Annotated in this window: 16 protein-coding genes; 15 read left to right on the top strand and 1 reads right to left on the bottom strand. The window is 52.4% G+C overall.

Going from position 1 to position 23,333, the window contains the following annotated elements; translation table 11 throughout:
* Nucleotides 1–259: 259 nt before the first annotated feature.
* The 15 genes from kch (at nucleotide 260) to JK216_RS04775 (ending at nucleotide 22,001) form a co-directional block, all read left to right on the top strand.
* A complete protein-coding gene (kch, locus tag JK216_RS04845) occupies nucleotides 260–1,450 on the top strand; it encodes a voltage-gated potassium channel protein (protein WP_212709194.1) in 1,191 nt (396 codons plus the stop codon).
* Nucleotides 1,451–1,716: 266 nt separating this feature from the next.
* Nucleotides 1,717–2,247, top strand: coding sequence for a phospholipase D family protein (locus tag JK216_RS04840; RefSeq protein WP_212711406.1), 531 nt, complete (start codon nucleotides 1,717–1,719; stop codon nucleotides 2,245–2,247).
* 109 nt (nucleotides 2,248–2,356) lie between these two features.
* Nucleotides 2,357–3,634 (top strand): nitrate regulatory protein, encoded by a 1,278-nt coding sequence (locus JK216_RS04835; RefSeq protein ID WP_212711405.1) that lies wholly within the window; start codon nucleotides 2,357–2,359, stop codon nucleotides 3,632–3,634.
* A gap of 353 nt (nucleotides 3,635–3,987) precedes the next feature.
* Nucleotides 3,988–5,259, top strand: a complete 1,272-nt coding sequence (locus JK216_RS04830) for a CmpA/NrtA family ABC transporter substrate-binding protein (RefSeq protein ID WP_212709197.1) — start codon at nucleotides 3,988–3,990, stop codon at nucleotides 5,257–5,259.
* Entirely contained in the window at nucleotides 5,259–6,110 is an 852-nt protein-coding gene (gene ntrB / locus JK216_RS04825; RefSeq protein ID WP_249213371.1) for a nitrate ABC transporter permease, read from the top strand. Before JK216_RS04830 ends, ntrB begins: the two co-directional genes overlap by 1 nt.
* A gap of 10 nt (nucleotides 6,111–6,120) precedes the next feature.
* Nucleotides 6,121–6,915: an ABC transporter ATP-binding protein gene (locus tag JK216_RS04820; RefSeq protein ID WP_212709199.1), complete on the top strand. Its 795-nt coding sequence runs from the start codon at nucleotides 6,121–6,123 to the stop codon at nucleotides 6,913–6,915.
* Nucleotides 6,916–6,932: 17 nt separating this feature from the next.
* A complete protein-coding gene (gene nirB, locus JK216_RS04815; RefSeq protein ID WP_343877286.1) occupies nucleotides 6,933–9,881 on the top strand; it encodes a nitrite reductase large subunit NirB in 2,949 nt (982 codons plus the stop codon).
* A 27-nt stretch (nucleotides 9,882–9,908) separates the two neighbouring features.
* A complete protein-coding gene (gene cobA / locus JK216_RS04810; RefSeq protein WP_212711404.1) occupies nucleotides 9,909–10,742 on the top strand; it encodes a uroporphyrinogen-III C-methyltransferase in 834 nt (277 codons plus the stop codon).
* The gene (locus JK216_RS04805) at nucleotides 10,742–14,878 is read left to right on the top strand and encodes a bifunctional nitrate reductase/sulfite reductase flavoprotein subunit alpha (RefSeq protein WP_249212992.1); all 4,137 of its coding nucleotides are present in this window, start codon (nucleotides 10,742–10,744) and stop codon (nucleotides 14,876–14,878) included. Before cobA ends, JK216_RS04805 begins: the two co-directional genes overlap by 1 nt.
* A 162-nt stretch (nucleotides 14,879–15,040) precedes the next feature.
* On the top strand, nucleotides 15,041–16,048 hold the full coding sequence (locus JK216_RS04800; protein ID WP_212709201.1) for an ABC transporter substrate-binding protein: 1,008 nt from the start codon (nucleotides 15,041–15,043) through the stop codon (nucleotides 16,046–16,048).
* A gap of 24 nt (nucleotides 16,049–16,072) precedes the next feature.
* Nucleotides 16,073–16,963 carry a TauD/TfdA family dioxygenase gene (locus tag JK216_RS04795; RefSeq protein ID WP_212711004.1) on the top strand — a complete coding sequence of 297 codons (891 nt, stop codon included), beginning with the start codon at nucleotides 16,073–16,075 and terminating at the stop codon, nucleotides 16,961–16,963.
* Between the two features lie 13 nt (nucleotides 16,964–16,976).
* Complete coding sequence (locus JK216_RS04790) at nucleotides 16,977–17,831, top strand: ABC transporter ATP-binding protein (RefSeq protein WP_212709203.1); 855 nt, start codon at nucleotides 16,977–16,979, stop codon at nucleotides 17,829–17,831.
* Entirely contained in the window at nucleotides 17,791–18,651 is an 861-nt protein-coding gene (locus JK216_RS04785) for an ABC transporter permease subunit (protein WP_212711003.1), read from the top strand. The genes JK216_RS04790 and JK216_RS04785 overlap by 41 nt, the downstream gene beginning before the upstream one ends.
* A 118-nt stretch (nucleotides 18,652–18,769) precedes the next feature.
* Nucleotides 18,770–19,570: a MetQ/NlpA family lipoprotein gene (locus JK216_RS04780; protein WP_212709205.1), complete on the top strand. Its 801-nt coding sequence runs from the start codon at nucleotides 18,770–18,772 to the stop codon at nucleotides 19,568–19,570.
* A gap of 274 nt (nucleotides 19,571–19,844) precedes the next feature.
* Nucleotides 19,845–22,001 (top strand): TonB-dependent siderophore receptor, encoded by a 2,157-nt coding sequence (locus JK216_RS04775; RefSeq protein WP_212711403.1) that lies wholly within the window; start codon nucleotides 19,845–19,847, stop codon nucleotides 21,999–22,001.
* A 52-nt stretch (nucleotides 22,002–22,053) separates the two neighbouring features.
* Here JK216_RS04775 and JK216_RS04770 read toward each other — a convergent pair whose 3' ends face one another.
* Complete coding sequence (locus JK216_RS04770; protein ID WP_249212993.1) at nucleotides 22,054–23,172, bottom strand: ABC transporter substrate-binding protein; 1,119 nt, start codon at nucleotides 23,170–23,172, stop codon at nucleotides 22,054–22,056.
* Nucleotides 23,173–23,333 lie beyond the last annotated feature (161 nt).

The raw sequence follows: 23,333 nt of genomic DNA, 5'->3' as shown, positions 1-23,333 counted from the left end.
AACGAGAAACTGGCAGCCGGAAGGTCCGGTAACGTTGAACCCGGAACGGGAAAAACAGGCGGCTTAAATTAACCGGGAATGACAACTACCTTGACACTTACCGCCCCCCGGTACGGAACACCCACATATCTGAGAACGTTTTTTACATTGCAGTTCCTGAGATTCTCCGTAGTCTGGTATTGATTAGATAAATTTTTGTGTTCTGTGGTAGCGGAATACGGTACCCGACGACTTTTAACCGGACAGGCCCGGGGAGCAGATGAAGATTATTAAAATTCTGAAAAGCCCGATGATTGCTGTTTATTGTCTGGCACTGATGGTGGCGCATAACGGGTATCTGATGCTCAGCCCTATCCTTGAGCGGGTGTTGCTGAATGCACCGGAAAAATTCAGGGATTTTCATTCATGGCAGGAGACGCTGAGCTTCCTGGAAACCATGGATATCCCCAGATTTATGATAGGCCTGGTCCTGTTTTGTATGGCCTTTACTCTGTTAATGCGTACCCGTATCGCCTGGTTCAGTTCATTGCTGTTACTGTTTTGCATTGTACTGACGAATGCTTTTATTCTGAAAACCAACCATAGCCAGGTTGTGTATGCCATGTTCACTATTGGCGGCCTGATTGTGTACTGGCGCCATTTTGATAAGCACAGCCTCGGCAGTACCAGTATTTTCGCGGTGGTCAGTATATTATCGCTGATTGTTTACGGCATGCTGGGCACCTTATATCTGGGTGACCAGTTTACTCCGCCGGTGAAAGATCTTCCGACCGCGTTTTATTTTGTTATGGTCTGTATGTCGACGGTCGGTTTTGGCGATATTATTCCCCATACCACCATGGCACGTATGTTTACGCTGACGGTCATTATCTTTGGTATCACTATTTTCGCCGCGTCAGTTGCATCCGTTGCCGGTTCGCTGATTAGCCATAATATTCAACGTATTCTCAAAGGGCGGTTTTCTCACGTGGTACGTAAAAATCATTATATCGTTACCGGATCTTCGGCGCTGGCACAGAGCGTCAGTCAGGGGCTGACCGATGCCGGAGGTGTTGTCACCGTTGTCTGCTATCCGGGAAATAAAACACAGTTTCCGGCCACCACGGATGTGATTGAAGGCGATCCCTCTGCTGTCGCGACACTGGAGCAGGCGGGTGCCTCCAAAGCAAAATATATTGTTGCCCTGATGGATAATGATGCAGACAACGCCTTTGTGGTACTGGCGGCCAAAGAAGTGGGTGGTGAAGACACCAAAACTATTGCGCTGGTCAATGAAAGCCAGAATATGAATAAAATAAAACGGGTTCGTCCTGACGGCGTGTTGTCATTACAGCAACTGGGCAGTGAGATTCTGGTCAGAACACTGAATGGCGATACCATGGACAATAAAATGAATATCAATATATTTTTTAATAGCGCTCAGTCTCCGGATGGCCATAAATCTCCCTGAGCCAGCCACCGTCCGGGGTTCCCCGTAATGCCCCCTGCAGGACAGGCATAAACCGCCGCTTACACTCTGCCAGTTACTGACCCGGTTAATCAGAATCCGCAGTGCCTTTTTCAGAGGATGCGGATTTTTTATTGCCGGTATCTGTGTCAGGGTGCGCTGCCTTTTACCTGAGTAATCACCTCTGGCAGAAGCTAATTCAAGGGCACACGGCCACAGGCCGCGCTGTTGTCGTGCTGAAGCATGATTAAGTATGAATGGATGTACAAATGAAAAAAACCGGTTATTTACTGACAGCCCTGTTACTGGGTTCCCCCTGGCTGACCATGGCTGCAGAGCCGCAGATTGAAGCGGGATTTTCTCCCGAAGGCACAGCCCGAACACTGGTGCTGGAAACCATCAATTCGGCCCATAGCAGTATTCGTATGCTGGCTTATTCGTTTACGGCCCCGGATATTATGCAGGCATTGGCAAATGCCAGCAAACGCGGGGTGGACATTAAAATAGTGGTCGATGAAAAGGGCAACAAAGGGAAAGCCAGTCTTGCGGCGATGAATTTTATCGTCAATAACGGTATCCCCTTGCGGACAGACCGCCATTATCCGATACAGCATGACAAAACGCTGATTGTTGATGATCAGACGGTCGAAACCGGCTCTTTTAACTATACGGCCAGCGCCGAAAAACGTAACTCAGAAAATGTAGTGGTGATCCATAACTCTCCTTCCCTGGCGCAGGCTTACCTGAAACACTGGCAGGTGCGCTGGGATTACGGGCAGGATTACCAGTCAGCGTACTAATCTCTGAACATTACCCTATCCGGCTCCTGTTCCGGCGGAGCCGGAATCTTTTTCTGCGTGGAATCTGGCGTGCAGTTTGCATAAATGATGCTTTTGCTGAGGACCTGTGATGACCGACTACTTACCCGCGACCCTTCGATTTTTGCAGGCCTCCCGGCAGTGCGAACTTAACAGCCTGCGCTATTTGCTGGGCAGCGGCGAGTTGGTCGGTAAAGTCAGTATATTAATCCATCATCTGCAACGGGAGCGGGGAGCCGTGCATCTGTATCTGTGCAGTGAGGGACCGCAGGCAGCAACAGAATTACGTGACAGAGAACAGGATGCGCTCGGTTCACAACAGGATGTTATACAGTTTCTGGAGAATACACAGATACCGGATCCCTCGCAGCCACAGGCCAGCCGGTTATTTAGCAGTGCGGCGAGGGTTATCTATGCGCTGGGAGTATTACAGGACACCCGCCAGCAAGTCACTGTCAGAGCAATCCCGCTGGTAAATGCGGCAGAGGGATTTAATGACGCTATCCGGCATTTATTGTCACTGGTCTTTACTGTTTCAGATACCCCGGCAGATCCCGTAATCTCGCAGGCATTAATTGCGTTATTCAGTTTTATGCAGGGCAAAGAGCTGGCGGGACAGGAACGTGCTATTGGGGCTCGTATTTTCAGCCAGCATACCCCGCAAACAGATCATCAGCGCCTGGCGGGAAAGATCATTGATTTGATTGAGCGCCAGGAACAACATTTTGCGACTTTTACTGAGTTCAGCGATCCGCTAAACCGCCAGCAGTGGCTGCAGATGGCTACCGACAGTGAGTTTGAACGGTTACGGCGTGTCGCCTGTACCCGGCGGTCGGTCAGTGATCATGATGCGAGCCAGTACTGGTTCCGGCTGGCAACCCGGCGCATTGATGATATGAAACGGCAGGAAGATAACTTACAGCGCAGCCTGATGCAGTTATGTCGTGAGCGCATTGGTGCCGCGGAGCAGGCCTGTCAGCGCCAGCAGGCCGATATCGATACTCTGAAAAACGCCCTCACGGACAGCGACAGCGGGTTTTCCGTATTTATGGGGGACGGGCAGCAGGTCAGCGGCTGGCTGCCGGGAGAGGGCCTTCAGCCACGGCTGGGGCAGTCCCTGTTATCCCTGTTAGGTCAGCAATCCCGACGGCTTGATGCCCAGAATCAGGAGCTGTCAGGGCTGCGTGAAGCATTACAGCAACGTAAGACAGTTGATAGTGCAAAAAAATTACTGATGCAGCACCGGCAGTTGTCGGAAGATGATGCCTACAAAACCCTGCGTCAGATGGCGATGGATCAGAATAAAAAGATCGCAGAGATAGCTACTGCGCTGCTATCCGTTGCCGGTGTTTTTGCTGACCGGTCGTGAGTCTGTATGCACATAAAAGGTGCGTGTATCGATCACCTCTGGTGCAGATCACCTTCCCCGGCCACAGTCAGTGACTGATGTTTAACCTCAGCAATCTCTTTTTCTGGCCGAAAAAAATCATTTTCCCTAATAAAACAAACGGTTTATTCCCTGTCTCTGCCCGGTCAGCCGACAGATAATCCCGGTCTGGCATGCCGCTTGCTTTATTACAGATGAAAATAGATAGCTCAGTCTCCTGACCAACGGCGGTTAAGGGCACTGAGTACGGATAATGGCGTCCATCACTGCGTAATAAAATACGCGGCGATGGGCGTTTTTTTTTGCCACTGACCGGATACAGAAGGACTGGGTGAATGAGCCATCAGCCAAAAAAAGCCCCGGCACTTTCCCGCCGCACATTTTTACAGGGCACTGCAGCGCTGACAGGCAGTCTGGTATTACCCGGGCTGATGAATAGCGTATGGGCGGCCGGTTCTGATGCACCGGAACTGAAAACACTGAAGGTCGGTTTTATTCCTCTGACCGATTGTGCATCGGTAGTGATCGCTGCCGCGAAGGGCTTCGATAAAAAATACGGTATCCGGATTGTGCCGGAGAAACAGGCCAGCTGGGCAACAGTGCGGGATAAACTGCTGTCCGGCGAACTGGATGCCGCCCATATTCTGTACGGTGAACTCTGCGGCTTACATATGGGGGTCGCCGGGCCACAAACGCCAATGGCCTGTCTGATGACCATCAACCAGAATGGTCAGGCAATTACTCTGTCGAATCAGTTGCGTGATGCGGGTATTACCAGCCTGTCTGCACTGCAACAGCATATTTCTGCCAATCCTCCCGGTACTTATACCTTTGCTCAGACCTTTCCGACCGGGACCCATGCTATGTGGCTGTATTACTGGCTGGCCACCGCGGGTATCCACCCGTTACAGCAAGTCCGTAGCCTGGTGGTACCCCCGCCGCAGATGGTGGTCAATATGAAAATCGGCAATATGCAGGGTTGCTGTGTGGGTGAACCCTGGAATCAGCGGGCGATTAACGAAAATACCGGTTTCACGCTGGCTACCTCGCAGCAGATCTGGCCGGACCATCCGGAGAAGGTTCTCGGCACCTGCGGCGACTGGGTCACGGCACACCCGGCCAGTGCCCGGGCACTAACTGCGGCGGTACTGGAGGCTGCCCGCTGGATAGATGCCAGTGAGGCTAACCGGCGTGAAACGGCACAAATCATCGCCGGGCGTGCGTTTATCAATACAGATGCCAGCATCATTACCGGTCGCATGCTCGGCCGCTATGAAAACGGGCTGGGGCAGCAGTGGCAGGATACCCATGGCATGCGTTTCTACCATGATGGTGAAGTCAGTTTTCCCTGGTTGTCCGATGCCATGTGGTTTCTGACCCAGCACCGGCGCTGGGGATTACTGAAAACCGACCCGGATTACCAGGCGGTCGCACGACAGATCAATCGTATCGATATCTATAAACAAGCCGCCGCCGCAGTCGGCAATATCCCGTTACCGGGCAGTGATATGCGCAGCAGCGTACTGATGGATGGTAAACGCTGGGATGGCAGCGATCCGGTCGGTTATCTCAACAGTTTCAGTATTCAACAACCCGCGAGGTCATGATGGCACAACAGTCTGAAATCACTCCGGCGGCAGTTGCGCCGGTTCCTGCGGTAAGGTCTTTGCGGCGGCCGGCGCTGTTACTGCGGCGTATTTTGCGGCGAGTCTTTGCCGGGACTCTGGGCCTGCTGTTATTACTGGCTGGCTGGCAAATCGTTGCTCTGAACAGTCATGGTTTTCCGACCCCTGCCCAGACCTGGCAGTCAGCAATACCGGTCTTTGCCCACCCGTTTTATATCGCCGGGCCGAATGACCAGGGTATTGGCTGGAACGTGCTGGCATCGTTACAGCGCGTGGCGATCGGTTTTGGCCTGGCTGCACTGGTCGGAATACCGGTCGGCTTTCTGACAGGCCGTTTCCGGTTTATTGCCGATATGCTGAATCCGGTGATTTCGTTATTACGTCCGGTCAGCCCGCTGGCCTGGTTACCGATCGGCTTGCTGATTTTTCAGCGATCGGACCCGGCATCCTATTGGACTATTTTTATCTGCTCCGTGTGGCCAATGATCCTCAACACTGCTGACGGGGTACGGCGCATTCCTGATGATTACCTGAATGTAGCCAGGGTATTACGCCTGTCTGAGCTTACGGTGATCCGCAAAATCGTATTTCCGGCCGTATTACCCGACATCCTGACCGGGATGCGCCTGTCTATTGGTATTGCCTGGCTGGTGATTGTAGCAGCCGAAATGCTGACCGGCGGGATGGGTATCGGTTTCTGGATCTGGAACGAATGGAACAACCTGAATGTTGAGCACATCATTATCGCCATCTTTGTTATCGGGCTGGTCGGGCTGTTACTTGAGCAGCTACTGATGTGGCTTGCACGTTGTTTTAGCTATGAAAAACGTTAAGGAGACCATCATGCCTGCCAACCCGATTATCCAGGTGCAGCAAGTCAGTCAGCAATTTTCTACCGCCAGCGGAGACTTTCTGGCGCTGGACAATGTCAGTTTTGATATCGCGGCCGGTGAGTGTATCAGCCTGATAGGTCACTCCGGCTGCGGAAAGTCGACCTTACTGAACCTGATTGCCGGACTGACATTTCCCACCCGCGGCGGACTGCTCTGTAATAACCGGGAGATCGACGGGCCGGGACCTGAGCGTGCGGTGGTATTTCAGAACCATTCATTACTCCCGTGGCTGACCAGCTACGAAAACGTAGCTCTGGCTGTCAGTCAGGTTTTTCGCCGACAAATGAGTAAAGGGGAAATGAAAGACTGGATCATGCATAACCTGCGGTTAGTCCATATGGAGCACGCTGCCGCTAAACGGCCGGATGAAATATCCGGCGGCATGAAGCAACGGATAGGTATTGCCCGGGCGCTGGCGATGAAACCGTCGGTGCTGCTGATGGATGAACCTTTCGGTGCGCTGGATGCCCTGACCCGGGCCCATTTACAGGATGCGGTAATGGATATCCGGCAGCAGCTGCAGACCACCATTGTACTGATTACCCATGATGTTGATGAAGCGGTCCTGCTTTCTGACAGGGTATTGATGATGACTAACGGGCCTGCGGCGAGAGTCGGGGAAGTGATGACTGTTGCGCTGGAACGTCCCCGTTCACGGGTTTCTCTGGCGAATGACCCCCGCTATCAGCAGTACCGTCAGCAGGTGTTGCAATTCCTGTATGAAAAACAACCCAAAGCTGCCTGAGCCGGGGCAGGGCGTCCGTGGATAACAGCAGCCAGTGGCTGCGGGAGAGTAGCAATATGAGTAAGCCGGTACTGGTCGTTATCGGACATGGCATGGTGGGACACTATTTTCTGGAACAGCTGGCAGAGCGCGGGTTGCATAAACAGTATCAGATAGTGGTGTTCGGTGAAGAACAATATCCGGCGTATGATCGGGTGCATCTGACGGAGTACTTTACCGGCCGTAGTGCCGAATCATTATCGCTGGTAAAAGACGGTTTTTTTGCGGAAACCGGTATCGAGTTACGCAGCCACTGTCAGGTGACCGGTATCGATCCTCTGGCACGTATTGTGACGGACTCACAAGGGCACCGGCAGGCCTATAGCCAGCTGGTACTGGCAACCGGATCCTATGCCTTTGTCCCGCCGATAACTGGCCATCAGCGGCCGGGATGCCTGGTCTACCGGACTCTGGATGATCTTGATGCAATAGCACAGCAGGCCGCTGACGCCCGCTGCGGAGTGGTAATCGGTGGCGGATTACTGGGGCTGGAAGCCGCAAATGCCTTATTACAGGCCGGACTGGAAACGCATGTAGTGGAGTTTTCTCCGCGGCTGATGGCCGTACAACTGGATGATGATGGCGCAAAAATGTTGCAGCAAAAAATTACTGCACTTGGCGTCCGGGTACATACCTCCATGCAGACACTCAGTATTACCGATGGCACACACGCCCGGCACCGCCTGAGCTTTGCTGATGGCAGTGAACTGGAAACTGATCTGGTACTGTTTTCGGCGGGAATTCGCCCACGGGATGAACTGGCGACCCTTGCCGGGCTGCAGAAAGGACCACGTGGCGGCATCATTATTAATGATTACTGTCAGACCTCAGATCCGTCGGTGTCGGCGATAGGGGAATGTGCCCTCTGGCAGGGGACAATATTCGGGCTGGTCGCCCCCGGTTATCAGATGGCGCGATGCCTGGCAGACCGTTTAGCTATGATCGACACCCCGTTTAGCGGGGCAGATATGAGTACCAAACTGAAGTTACTGGGGGTTGATGTTGCCTCCCTTGGTGATGCTCACGGGAGCACTGCCGGCAGCCAGAGCTACCAGTGGACCGACGGCCCGGCACAGATTTATAAAAAAATAGTCGTCTCCGCGGACGGAGCATCCCTGCTCGGGGCAGTGCTGGTCGGCGACAGTAGCGATTACAGTCAGTTATTACAACGGATGCTCAATGGAATAGCCCTGCCCGATCATCCTGAAAGTCTGATTTTACCGGCGACAACGGGAGAAAGCTGTGGCGGACCGGGCGTTGCCCTGTTACCGGAAACCGCACAAATTTGTTCCTGCCATAATGTCACTAAAGGGGATATCTCTGCTGCCGTTATCGGCGGATGCGGTGATCTCAGCAGCCTGAAAGCCTGTACTAAGGCCGGCACAGGTTGCGGCGGTTGTGTCCCTCTGCTGAAACAGGTGATGGAACATGAACTGACAGCACTAGGCGTTGAAGTTAAAAAAGATATCTGCAGTCATTTTGCGTTCTCACGTCAGGAGCTTTATCACCTGGTCAGGGTAAATAACCTGCGCTCATTTGATCAATTACGCCGTCAGTTCGGGCGGGGACAGGGCTGTGAAATTTGCAAACCGCTGGTCGCATCAATCCTGGCATCCTGCTGGAACGATTATTTGTTGTCAGCGGATCATCTGGCATTGCAGGACACAAATGATCGCTTCTTCGGCAATATCCAGAAAGACGGCACATACTCCGTGGTTCCACGGATACCGGCCGGTGAAATTACGCCACAAGGGCTGATTACCCTGGGTCAGGTCGCTCAGCGCTACAACCTGTACACCAAGATCACCGGCGGACAGCGGGTCGATTTATTCGGTGCGCGGCTGGAACAGTTACCGGATATCTGGCGTGAATTACTGGACGCCGGTTTTGAGACGGGGCATGCCTACGGTAAATCTCTGCGTACAGTTAAATCCTGTGTCGGATCCACCTGGTGCCGTTACGGTGTACAGGATTCGACCCGTTTAGCTATCCGCCTGGAAGAACGTTATAAGGGGCTGCGCTCTCCGCATAAAATTAAAATGGCAGTATCAGGATGCACCCGTGAGTGTGCGGAGGCTCAGGGCAAAGATATTGGTGTGATTGCTACCGATAAAGGCTGGAATCTGTATGTCTGCGGGAATGGCGGTATGAAACCCCGTCATGCGGATCTGCTGGCATCGGACCTGGAAACCGGGGAGTTAATTCGAATTATCGACAGGGTACTGATGTTTTATATCCGTACTGCCGATCGTTTACAGCGTACCAGTAACTGGCTGGATAACCTTGACGGGGGGATTAGCTACCTGAGAGAGGTCATTTTGCAGGACAGTCTGGGGCTGGGAGAAACTCTGGACAGTGAAATGCAGCGGGTGGTATCAGCCTACCAGTGTGAATGGAAAACTACGCTCAACAATCCGCAGTATATGCAGTTATTCCGTCCGTTTATTAACAGTCATCAGCCGGATGAAGGCGTGGTCATGGTGCCGGATCGCGGGCAAATTCGTCCGGCGCTGGCGGAAGAGAAAGAGCGTCCCGTCTCCCGCAGTTTACCGGTGAATGAATGGGTAACTGTCGGTCAACTGTCTGATATACCAGTTAATACCGGAATTGCTGCCCGGCTGGGAGATCAGCAAATAGCATTATTTCGCCTGGGGGATGACCAGCCGGTGGTCTACGCCCTGGATAATCAGGAACCCGGCAGTGGTGCCAATGTGCTGGCGCGCGGGTTAGTTGGTGACGAAGACGGCACGGCTCTGGTGATCTCTCCCCTGTATAAAAAGCGTCTGCGCCTGACGGATGGTGTCAGTCCCGATGACAGTTCGGTCAGTGTGCGTTGCTGGCCGGTGCGGCTGGAAAACGGGGCTATCTGTGTCAATTGTCAGCCGATGGTTGTGTCTGAGCCTCCGGCAATAGAGACGCAGTCCTGAGGGACCTTAGCGCGGAGATATTTTCTGATGATAAATACAAATCTGTACCTGCCGCTGGCCCCCTCCGGCCAGCCGGTTATTCCGGGAGAAGTCTGGCTGGTGGGTGCCGGCCCCGGAGATGCTGAACTGCTGACGCTGAAAGCCTTACGGGTGATCCGGCAGGCGGATGTTGTGGTGCATGACCGGCTGGTATCGGCAGATATTATGGCCCTGGTCCCCGCCACGGTACGCTGTATTGATGTCGGGAAATCACGCGGTAATCATCGCCTTTCCCAGCCGCAGATTAACCAGTTACTTGGTGAACTGGCCTGTGCCGGCCAGCGGGTTATCCGGCTGAAAGGCGGAGATCCTTTTATTTTTGGTCGCGGTGGCGAGGAGCTTGAAGCCCTGCAACAGGCGGGGATCCCCTGCCATATTATCCCCGGAATTACGGCGGCGACCGGTTGTGCGGCGGCTGTCGGCTTACCATTAACTCACCGCGACTGTGCACAGTCACTGCGCTTGATTACCGCACATACCCGGTGCGGGGATGAACTCTGTGAGGATATCTCGCTGGCTTCGTCGGGTCAGACACTGGTGTTCTATATGGGGCTGGGCCACAGTATCGCCCTTTGTCAGCGTCTTATGGCTCTGGGACTGGCGGGTGATATGCCGCTGGCCATTATAGAAAAAGGGACGTTACCGGAGCAGCGGCTGCTGATCGGAACAGTACAGACATTACCGGCGCTGTTGGCACGTTATCAGCCGCAGCCGCCGGGGGTATTGATCGTCGGTAAAGTCGTGGCGTATTGCCGGGCCCCTGCATTGCGGGTTACTTCGCCGGAGCTGGACAGCAATGTGGTTAATCATGTCGCGGCCTGATGGTCGCAGGACTGGCGGAGCAGATAACGATGGATGCGGAAGTTAAACAGGTAAAAAGTGTCTGCCCTTATTGCGGGGTTGGCTGCGGCATTGTGATGCAGGTTGAAGATAACCGGGTGATCCGTGTCAGCGGCGATAAACAACATCCGGCGAACCAGGGAAAATTATGTACCAAAGGCCTGACTTGTGCCGCAGCACTGAATGCTGCGGGCCGGCTGACACAGGCGTTTCTGCGCACCGATCGGCAGCAGGATCCGGTACAGACGGAAATAACGGTGGCTATCAGCGAAACGGCACGGCGTCTGAAAGCCATTATTGCCCGCCACGGCCCCGGGGCCGTGGCGATGTATGTGTCCGGACAGATGTCCCTCGAAGCCCAGTATCTGGCAAATAAGCTGGCGAAAGGATTTATTACCACGCCCTTTATCGAGTCAAATTCACGATTATGTATGGCCAGTGCAGGCAGTGGTTATAAACAGTCACTCGGGGCAGACGGCCCGCCGGGGTCTTACCAGGATTTTGAACACGCAGAGCTTTTTCTGGTGATCGGAGCCAATATGGCGGACTGTCACCCGATCCTTTTCCTGCGGATGATGGCGCGGGTCAACGCCGGGGCGAAGCTGATTGTGGTAGATACCCGGCGAACAGCAACAGCGGAGAAAGCCAGTCTGTTTCTGCAACTGAAGCCCGGCAGCGACCTGGTATTACTGAACGGGTTGTTACAACTGCTGGTCAGTCAGGGCAAAACCGATGCTGAGTTTATTGCCCGCTATACCAGAGGCTGGGAGCAGATGCCGGACTTTCTGGCAGATTATCCCCCGGAAACCGTCGCCGCGGCTACCGGACTGGCACAACAGGATATTTTGCTGGCAGCCCGCTGGCTGGCAGAGTCATCCGCCTGGATGAGTTGCTGGACGATGGGGCTGAACCAGAGTGTGCAGGGGACCATGAATACCAGTGCATTATGTAATCTGCACCTGGCAACCGGAACCCTGTGTCGCCCGGGGTGCGGGCCATTTTCTCTGACCGGCCAGCCTAATGCGATGGGGGGCCGGGAAATGGGGTATATGGGAAGCGGGTTGCCGGGCCAGCGGTCATTGCTGGTGGCAGACGACCGCCGGTTTACGGAATCTGTCTGGGGGCTGGCTGCCGGGACGCTGCCGACCGATGGCGGTCACGGGACCGTTGATATGTTTGAGCAGATGGCAGCTGGCAGTATTAAAGCCTGCTGGATTATCTGTACCAATCCTGCCGCCAGTATGGCGAACCGGCAGCAGGTAATCCGCGGGCTGGAACAGGCAGAGCTGGTGATCACCCAGGATGCTTTTCTTGAGACAGAAACCAATCGTTATGCGGATATTTTACTCCCCGGCGCACTGTGGGCCGAAGCGGAAGGCGTCATGGTAAACTCAGAGCGTAATCTGACCCTGATGCAACCCGCCGTCACCCCGCCGGGAGATGTACTGGCGGACTGGCAGATTATTGCACGGGTGGCCTGTGAAATGGGCTTCCGCAACGATTTTGATTACGCATCAGCAGAAGACGTATTCCTTGAAATTCAGAAGTTTAATAATCCGGCTACCGGCTATGATCTGCGAGGTATCAGCTATCCGCGGCTGAAAGAGGGGCCGGTTCAGTGGCCATCATCACCGGGGGATACGCAATCCCGTCATCCGCTGCGCTATCTGCAGCAGCAGGAAGCTTCCCGCGGGCATAAGGCCGCGGAGATTATCTTCCCAGCTCCCGACGGGCGAGCCATATTTCATTGCTGCCGCGAGTCTGAACCGGCTGAGATGCCTGATGACCAGTTTCCGTTTATTCTGAATACGGGACGTTTACAGCATCAGTGGCATACGCTTACCAAAACCGGGCGGATCCCGGAACTTAACCGCCTGAATCCGGCTCCTTTTATCGAGCTTCATCCGCAGGATGCTAAGCGGTTAACTATTCAGCCACAACAACCGGTGGAAATTCGCTCGCGGCGTGGTCTGGCTATTTTACCGGCACAGATCAGTGATCGGGTACTGCCGGGCAGCTGTTTTGCCCCGTTCCACTGGGGAGATGTTTTTGGTGAAAAGCTGTCGGTGAATTCCCTGACCAGTGATGCAGTTGATCCCGTATCGCTCCAGCCGGCACTGAAATATTGTGCAGTTTCGTTAACCCCGGTCGTTACCGGCCAGAGTGCAGATGCCCGGCAGGTCAGCCCTGAGCCGGTCGCGGAGACTGTTATGACAGAGACAACTACGGCGGCGGACCTGTTTGCCGGCCAGCTGGCGGCCGGGTCCCCGTTATCAGCAGCGTTAAGCAGGGAAGAACATCAGTATCTGCAGGGGTTTCTCAGCGGTCTGCGCCTCAGCCCGCCCGATACCCGCAGCGGGGTACCGGTATTACCCGTGGCCGCCCCCCTGAGTGACCATTCCCGGTTATGGATTGACGGCATGCTGGCCGGATTATATGCCCGCAGCCCGTTGCCTGCAGGGCTGACTGTCCCCGCCAGTGAGCCGTCGGCACAGGTATGGATCTTGTGGAGTTCCACGACCGGCAATGCCGGCGCGCTGGCGACACAGTGTGAACAGCAGTTGCAGCAGGCAGGAATAACAGTGCGTTGTGATTGTCTTGCTGAGGTGACGCCAGCACAGCTGGCGAGCGGCGGCAACATTCTGCTGGTGGTCAGTACCTTTGGGGACGGTGATCCGCCGGACAGTGGTGTCTCGTTCTGGCAGGCATTATCTGCCGACTCTGCGCCCTCACTGTCTGCGGTCAGTTTTTCGGTACTGGCGCTGGGGGACAGCAGTTATCTCCGGTTCTGTGGTTTTGGTCGTCAGCTGGATGCCCGTTTGTCAGCGCTGGGGGCTACCCGTCTGAAAGAGCGTCATGAATGTGATGCTGATGATTTTCTGCCTGCCCGCCAGTGGCTGGCACAGCTACAGCCTCTGTTAGGTCGGGGGGAAACACCCGTCACACAGCCCGCGGTCAGTGGTCTCAGCGGCGCGTTACATGCCCCCGCGGTGGTGACTGAAAAGTATCATCGTGATAATCCCTGCCGTGCGCTGCTGACGGGTAACCGGTTACTGAGTGGTCCGGGATCGCAAAAAGAAACCCGGCAAATTATTCTGTCGGTTGACGGGGCTGATATGCCTTATCAGCCAGGGGATTCCCTCGGCGTCTGGCCACAGAATGCCCCCCGTCGGGTGATGGCTATACTGTCAGCGTTACAGTTGGATCCACAACAGAAGGTAGTTTTACCTTCTCAGCAATCGGTGTGCTTGCAGGCGGCATTGTCTGACTATACTGACCTGTCGGTAGTCAGCCGCGAGCTGGCCGAATATATCGGTGAGCATGCGGTCAGCGGAGCATTCCCGCCACAGCTGCGTCAGTTACTGAATGCTGACAGTAACGACTGGCAGCAACAGTACCGGGTCCCTGAACTGCTACAGGCCTTCCCGGCCCGGCTGGATGCAGAGACGTTTATTCAGCATCTCCGGCCGATGCGGCCAAGAATGTACTCTATATCATCGAGCCCGTTACTCACCCCGGACGAAATTCACCTCACCGTTTCGGTAGTACGTCAGGGCAGTGACGGCGCCGGTGATGGTCTCTGTTCGGCATTTCTGGCAGACAGTGCTATCGGCCGGGAGATTCCGGTATTTGTCAGAAAGTCCGCTGCTTTCCGGCCTCCTGCAGAGGGGGCAACAGCGTTAATTATGATTGGCCCGGGGACAGGAATTGCGCCGTTCCGCGCTTTTTTACAACACCGGCAGGCAACATGTGCCACCGGAGAAAACTGGTTATTTTTTGGCGAGCAGCACGCCGGGAGCGAGTTTTATTATCACAGAGAACTGGAAGGCTTCCGCCGGGCAGGGTACCTTCACCGGCTGGATACAGCATTTTCCCGTGATCAGCCGCAGAAAATATATGTTCAGCACCGGATGCTGGAACAGGGAAAACAGCTCTGGCAATGGCTGTCTGCAGGGGCAACGCTCTGTGTTTGTGGTGATGCGGACAGAATGGCAAAAGAGGTACATCAGACGTTACTGCAAATTATCCGGGAACACGGCCGGATGAACAGTCAGCAGGCGGAACAGTGGCTGTCAGGCCTCGCCCGCCAGCAGCGTTACTTGCGGGATATTTACTGAGTCTCGCAGACCGCGATGGTTTTTCGGCCGAAAAATCCGGCATTAATAAGCAAAATAAAGCATATGCTTATTTCGGGTTTGGTTACTCTTTATTTATTATTTTATGTTTAAAAACATAACGTTCAGTATGAGTTCATTAACAATGAGTCATCTGAGGCTGTAATGATAAAGAATACGCTGTCGGTCGTTATTGCCGGACTAATTGCCGGTGCACTGGTTGCCCCGGTAACAGCCAGTGCTGAAGGGAACATCAGTATTGCTCAGCAATTTGGTATTGGTTATTTATTGCTGGATGTGGTGCGTGACCAGCATCTGATAGAGCAGCAAGGTAAGAAAGAAGGTCTGGATATTAAGGTTGACTGGCGAACCCTGTCCGGTGCCACAACAATGAATGAAGCCGTACTGACCGGTGCGCTGGATGTCGCTGCCGCCGGGGTTCCTGCCATGTTAACTGTCTGGGACCGGACATATGGTCACCAGAATGTAAAAGCTATTGCTGCCCTTGGATCTATGCCCGGCTATTTACTCAGTAATAATCCTGCTGTGAAAAGTATTCACGACCTGAGTGAAAAAGACCGGATTGCTGCACCGGCTGCCGGGGTCGGCTTTCAGTCCAGGACATTACAGATTGCGACTGCTGAGTTATATGGTAATAAAGCCTATAACCGGTTTGATAATATCACTGTCAGCCTGCCGCATCCCGATGCGACTGTGGCGCTGATCTCCGGAAAATCTGAAATTACCGCACATTTCTCCAGCCCGCCGTTTCAGTATCAGGAATTAGATCATCCGGGTATCCACAAAATCCTCAGTTCATATGATGTTCTCGGGGGGCCGGGATCATTTAACGTTCTGTATACCACGCAAAAATTTCATGATGAAAATCCTGAGACCTATCAGGCGTTTTATAACGCTTTAGTACAAGCGGCTGAATATGTAGAAAAGAATAAAGACGATGCTGCCCGTATTTATATCCGTCAGGAAAATTCACATTTACCCCTGTCATTAATCGAAAAAATTATTAATGACCCGCAAAACCACTTCACGGTATCCCCGGAACGGACGTATGTCTATGCCGATAAGCTGAATCAGCTTGGAGTATTAAAACATCATGCCGCCAGCTGGAAAGATTATTTTTTTAGTGAAGCACAGGTCAACCCGGGCAGTTAATCACAGTCAGTACGGAGGATTATTATGGGTGAGTTTACCGAAGTCTCCTCGCCGGAAGCGGGGTCTCAGCAGTTTGAAATCCGCCCGTTACCCGGTACCGGTGCCGAAATTATCGGTCTGGATTTAAGTCATAAACTGAATACCGCCGACTTCCGGCGTATTCATCAGGCGCATCTGCACTATCATCTGCTGGTTTTCCGGCAGCAGACACTGACTCCGGAACAGCAGATTGCATTCAGTCGTCGTTTTGGCCCGTTGCAGATTCATGTATTAAAACAATTCCTGTTAGACGGCTATCCTGAGATTTTAATCGTTTCTAATATTGTCCGTGACGGGAAGCCTGTCGGCCTCGGTGATGCAGGTAAATACTGGCATTCTGATCTTTCTTATAAACAGATACCCAGCCTTGGTTCAATGCTCTATGGGAAAATTTTACCCGCCGTTGGCGGAGATACCCGCTTTGCCAATATGCATAAGGCATGGGAAACCTTACCTGAAAAATTACGTCGCAAAATTGAAGGCCTCCGGGCAGTACATTCTTATACAGCGACTTACAGTAAGCCCCGTTTCGGCAGCCAGTGGCGACCGGTATTAACAGAAAAACAGCTAAGTGAAGTGAAAGCGGTTAGCCACCCGGTCATCAGAACGCATCCGGAAACCGGTCACAAGGCATTGTTTGTCAGTGAAGGTTTTACGACCCATATCGAAGGGCTGGCTGAAGATGAAAGCCGGGATATTTTGCAGGCACTGTATGAACACAGTATCCGTGAAGAAAATATTTATACGCACCGCTGGCAAGCCGGTGATTTATTGTTCTGGGATAACCGCTCGTTAATCCATCTGGCGACAGGCTGTCCGGAAGATTGTCCGCGCCAGTTATACCGCACCACCATTGAAGGCGATATTCCATTCTGAACAGGATATAAGCATGACCAACCGGACGGAGCAGCAGCCTGCCCCTTTATTATCGCTGAATCATATCAGCCTTGAGTATCAGACGTCGCAACACCGGGTACGGGCGGTGCATGATGTCAGTTTTGAGGTTTACCCGGCGGACCGATTTGTATTGCTCGGCCCTTCGGGATGCGGAAAGTCCAGTTTGCTGAAAGCGATTGGCGGGTTTATCCCGCCGACAAGCGGGGAGATTTTGCTGGAAGGAAAAAAAATTACCGCCCCTGGCCCGGAGCGGATGACTGTTTTTCAGGAGTTTGATCAACTGGCTCCGTGGAAAACAGTTATCAGTAATGTGATGTTCCCGCTGCTGGTTAGCGGTAAATATCATAAAAAACAGGCCAGGGAGATTGCCGGCCATTATCTGCATAAGGTTGGTTTATCACGGTTTACTGATGTTTACCCGCATATGTTGTCCGGGGGAATGAAGCAGCGAGTTGCTATTGCCCGGGCGATGGCAATGAAACCAGAAATTTTGCTGATGGATGAGCCATTTGCTTCTCTGGATGCGCTGACACGAAGACAAATGCAGGAAGAGCTGCTGGAACTCTGGGAGGATGCGGGTTCGACGCTGCTCTTCGTAACACATTCGATTGAAGAAGCGTTGTTAATCGGCAGCCGGATTTTGATCCTTTCGGCACATCCCGGGCAAATCCGGGCGGAAAGAAACTGCCATCAGTTCACATTACACAATCAGGGCAACGAAGAGTTCCGGCAAGCTGCACGGGAAATTCATTCGTTGCTGTTTCCGGAAAAAGCAACGGTATATCCGTCAGACAGGGAGAGTCCTTATGGCACCACAGCCTTACCTTCGGCCCGGTTATCTGCGTGAAGTAACAGTTCCCGCAGAATTTCAGGCTGAAACACCGCTACCGCCCGGCAAACGTTTATGGAATCAGAGCTGGTTAAGGAAGTCGGTGCTGGTTCTGCTATTACTGATGGTATGGGAACTGATCGCCCGCTGGCAGAATAACAGTCTGATGTTTCCGGGGGTTATCGATACTCTGAGAGCATTCAGTGAGGATATGTTAAGCGGAGTATTACCAGAGAAAATACATAATTCCCTTACCCTGCTCATTCAGGGATACCTGATTGGCAGTGTATTATCGCTGGTCTTCAGTGCCCTTGCTGTCAGCAGCAGAGCAGGCAGAGATTTACTGAGTACACTGACGGCAATGCTGAATCCGTTACCGGCGATTGCTTTGCTGCCGCTGGCCCTTTTATGGTTTGGTTTAGGAAGCGGCAGCCTGATATTTGTGATCGTTCATTCGGTTGTCTGGCCAATAGCCTTAAACACCAGCGCCGGGTTTAACAGTGTTTCTGAAACCTTACGTATGACCGGAAAAAATTATGGTCTGCGCGGTCCGCGTTATGTCTGGCATATTCTTATGCCGGCAGCGTTACCCTCTATTCTTGCCGGACTAAAAATTGGCTGGGCATTTGCCTGGCGTACCCTGATCGCTGCTGAATTAGTCTTTGGTGCTTCCAGTGGCAGCGGCGGACTGGGCTGGTATATTTTTCAGAACCGTAATGAGCTGTTTACCGATCATGTGTTTGCCGGGTTACTGACAGTCGTGATTATCGGGTTACTGGTTGAAGGCGTGATTTTTGCCGGTATAGAACGGCTGACAGTAAAGCGCTGGAACATCTGATCGCTCTGGCACCAGTCGGGTGGTTTACCCGGTATTTTATTTTCCCTTCTGAATTTTAGATGTACAGACGTCCAGACTTCCGATATAGTCGGCGGATATTAACTCAGGGAGGATATCCATGAAAAAAATAATACTGTCTTCAGCTATCGTTCTGTCAGCATTGCTGCTGAGTGCCTGTAAACAGGATGACCAGAACAGTGTCAGGGTGGCAATTAATGCCGGTCCGGATCAGCAAATCTGGGATACGGTGAAACAGGTAGCGAAAGACAAATATCACCTGGATGTGAATGTCATCACCTTTAATGACTACGTACAGCCCAACGAAGCGCTGCTGAATAAAGATGTTGATGCTAACGCGTTTCAGAGTGTGCCTTATCTGGAAATGCAGGAAAAAGAGCGAGGCTATCCGTTTGTTATCCTGGGTAAGACCTTTATTTTTCCGATAGCTGCCTATTCTTCAAAAATTAAAAACATTAAAGATCTGCCGGACGGTGCCACCGTGACCATTTCCAATGAGTCCACCACGCTGGGCCGCAGTCTGCTGTTGTTACAGTCTCAGGGGCTGATCACGGTAAAACCTGAGGCAGGTTTACTGCCAACGGTGCTGGATATTACCGCTAACCCTAAAAAACTGAATTTTGTACTGGTGGATACTCCGCAGCTGACCCGAACCCTGGATGACCCTAAAGTCTATTTATCGGTCATCAATAATAATTTTGCGTCACTGGCAGGATTATCAGCATCAAAAGACGGATTATTTATGGAAGGTAAAGCCTCTCCTTATCTGAATGTACTGGTTGCCCGTAAAGATAATATTAATGATAAAAAACTGCAGGAACTGAAACAGGCATTCCAGTCACAGGAAGTGCTGGATAAAGCGAATGACATCTACAAAGGTGACATTATTAAAGCCTGGTAATCTTTGCCCGCAGACCCGGCAGTGACCTGACTGCCGGGCTATTTTCTCTCCCTGCTATTTCCTTATTTTCTTTCTTTTTCACCGACAGCCTTCATTTCTTTGACCCGGCCTGCCCGTCAGTATTTTTACGGGGGCTGATGGGCGGAATAAAATAATGTTTTTTTATTTAATTCAGTGATAAATATTGTTTTGTAGCCTAAGATTGACAATGAATGATTAATAATGATTATTGTTTGCATTAACTTATAAATTGTATTTTTTGCGCATATAAAACATGACAATCATTCCCCGTATTTCTTTACTGACCAGTGCTGTTGTCATCGCGCTTCCGGTCATGGCGGCAGAAACTGCTGCCGATAAAACGTCTTCTCCGGCAACCTCTGTCACAGCACCAGTTACCGGGAATAAGGTAACAGTGGTGGGAAACTGGCTGGACACACCGGATATCAGTTCGGTACTGCTCGACCACCCGGGAGCACGAACTTATATCAGTGCGCAACAAATGAGAGAACGGGGAGATGAAACCCTGGCTGATGCACTGCAGGGGGTTCCCGGGGTACAAATCAGGGGCAGTAATGGCACCGGAGGAAGTGATATTTCTCTGAATGTGGGAGTCCGCGGATTGCCTGCCCGGTTGTCACCCCGCTCAACTATCCTGATGGATGGGATTCCGCTGGCGACGGCACCTTACGGTCAGCCACAGCTCTCTATGGCGCCGTTATCGATGGGAAATATTGAGTCTGTGGATGTGATCCGTGGCGGTGGTACGGTACGCTACGGGCCGCAGAATGTGGGCGGTATCATTAACTTTACCACCAAACCGATCCCCGAAAAATTTGGCGGCAGTGCCAGTGTCCAGACCCGCGGAGCAAAAACCGGCGGCCTGAAAACCCTGACCAGTGCCAGTGTCGGGGGGATGACGGACAACAAGAGAGCGGGTGCCGGGATACTGTACTCAGGGCTGCACGGACAGGGATACCGTAAAAGCAACGATAATACGGATATTGACGATTTTATACTGAAAACACAATATTCCCTGACTGAGCAGGATCTGCTACAGGGCAGCTTTCACTACTATGATGCCAGCTCAGGTATGCCGGGCGGGTTAACCCGTTCCGGATATGCGCAGGATCCTTATGCATCGACCCGTAAATGGGATCACTTTGATGCGCGGCGTAAGGATATGTCGTTTAAATATAAACATCAGCAACAAGACCGGCAGCTGGAGGTAATGACCTATTTTACCGATAGCTTCCGGGGCAGTAATATCGAAACGGAGGGCGGAGTGGCCAGGCCCGGCCAGCGGCGTATGATCACCTATCCGCGTCATTATTCGACCTGGGCCATCGAACCGGGTTACTCACAATCGTTCCTGACCGGGGAAATAGCCCAGGAAGTGACTCTCGGTTACCGGTATCTGAATGAAACCATGGACGAAAAAGCCTATCGCTCCGGCTGGTATAATATCGGCAGCCAGTACTCAAGCCCTGCCACTCCGGATTATTATCAGCATACCTCCGGCGGCACCCGTGCTCATGCACTTTATCTGGATGATGCAATTAATGTCGGTGACTGGACAATTACCCCCGGCATCCGTTACGAAAATATCCGTACACATCTGGATAATGGTATTCAGGGTTATCACCGGGAAAAACACTACAGTGAGCCTCTGCCGTCACTGAATGTAATGTACCACCTGTCCGACGAATGGAAGCTGTTTGCCAATACCAATACTTCATTTGGCAGTATGCAGTATTTTCAGCTGAATACGGGCGGAAAAGGTGATCAGAGTGCTGACGGATTAACTGCGGAAAAAGCCCATAGCTATGAGTTTGGTACCCGTTATGACGATACTGTCCTTAAGGCTGAGGCCACGCTTTTCTATATTAATTTTGATAATGAATTGCAGTATGTCAACGATCGCTGGACCAATATGGGGGCCACGCGACATAAGGGGATTGAAACCTCTGTCAGTTATGATCTCGGTGCTCTGAGTCACGCTCTGGAGGGGATCAGCGCCTATACCACCTATACCTACACCAAAGCCGAAGCGATCCGCGGGGCATTTTCTGGTAAAGATCTGCCATTCTATTCCCGGCAGGTCTTTACCGTTGGCGGCCGCTACCAGACAGGCAACTGGACGTGGAATCTGGACAGTTTTGCCCGGTCGAAACAGTATTCTCCGGGCAGCGGTTCCCAATATATTACGCAGGAAAGTGCCGATGGTCTGTACGGTAATATGCCGGGTTATATGGTCTGGAATTTCCGCGGGGCTTATGATTTCGGGGCTGCCTGGAATGGATTAACCCTCGGGGCCGGAATTAATAATCTGTTCGATCAGCAATATTTTACCCGCTCCACGGATCCCAACAGTGGTAAGTATATTGGTGAGCCGCGGACTTATTTTGTTCAGGCCTCAGTCACATTCTGATAATGGCAGGCGCGCCCGGCCTTTTCCGGGCGGAGCGCCTGCCACAGGTATATCAGCGGGAGATCCAGAACACCCCGGAAGTTTTCAGTCCCATAAACTTCTGATGGATTAATGTCAGATCGGCTTGCGGATCAAGGTCTGTGAATAATTGCGGGTGAAGGAATTTTGCTATCACTTCGACAGCAATCACATTCGATGGCAGATCGTAGAACTGGTGATAAATCGCCAGCACCTGATGTTTTTGTACAGCCTGCAGTACATTAAACCCGGTACGGTTCATCAGTCCGGCCAGCTTTTTCTCTGCCAGGGCCGGATCCTGCTGATAACCGAGGGGCACGGATGCTGAAGCTTTACGGTTTCCCTGCCAGTCAGCGCCGGTGAGTAGATAAAAATCCGGATTGAGGGTAATAATCTTTTCCAGACTGACATCACCGCCCATACCACTGAATAATGTCCCCCCGAGGTTGGTCCCGCCTGCCGCCTGAATAAACTCTCCGAGGCTTCCCTGACCAAAAGTACTGCAACAAAAATCCCCCAGGATACCGGCACTGCGTTCAATAAAGACCGTCGGGCGCTGGCGAGGGGTGAGATCTGCCGTGCGCTGTGCTATCAGCGACATCCGCTGGTTATAGAAGTCCAGATACTGACGGGCATTTTTTTGCTGATGGAAAACCTCACCCAGCAGTTCAATACTTTTCACCGTGTTCTGCAGAGGTTTTTGCCGGAAATCGATAAAGATATACGGTATATGCAGGCTGTCGAGTTTAGCGGTAACCCCTTCATCTTTCAGTTTGGCCAGTAAGCCAATATCAAAAATAACCAGGTCTGCTTTTCTGGCGACAGCATTTTCGACATTAAAGGTCGTGGTATAAGGATTAGCGAAGGTCGGAATTGTTTTCAGATCGGCAAAGTTACCGGCAAATGCCGCCATAATATCCGGTGACTTCTTTTGCAGGGAATCATCCCAGGCAGCAATGCTGGCAGAAGGGTCACCTTTAAAGATAATGCTCATTGCCTCAATTGCCCTGGCATCGGCCAGCATAATGCGGTGAGGTACCCGGTTAAGATCGACTTTTCTGCCCAGCAGATCGGTTACCGTATCCGCCTGAGCCTGCTGGCCGAGGGTCATTATCAGGGTCAATATAAAGATCAGTCTGGTCGCTATTTTCATCTCAGTGTGCTGCCTGCCATTGATTACTGTGGTTCCCGCCATCAGGTGTCGTGGCCGGGTAAGGATTCTGCTGACAGAAATATAACATTATCGGCAGTGAAGTGTGAGCAGGGGGGTTACCGGAGTTAATCTGCGGGATTTTTTACCTGGCGGGCGGAGAC

This window comes from Tatumella sp. JGM94 (assembly GCF_018257595.1).
GTDB classification, from domain to species: domain Bacteria; phylum Pseudomonadota; class Gammaproteobacteria; order Enterobacterales; family Enterobacteriaceae; genus Tatumella; species Tatumella punctata.
The sequence above is the reverse complement of the archived record's forward strand: the minus strand, read 5'-3'. Positions and strand labels throughout refer to the sequence as shown.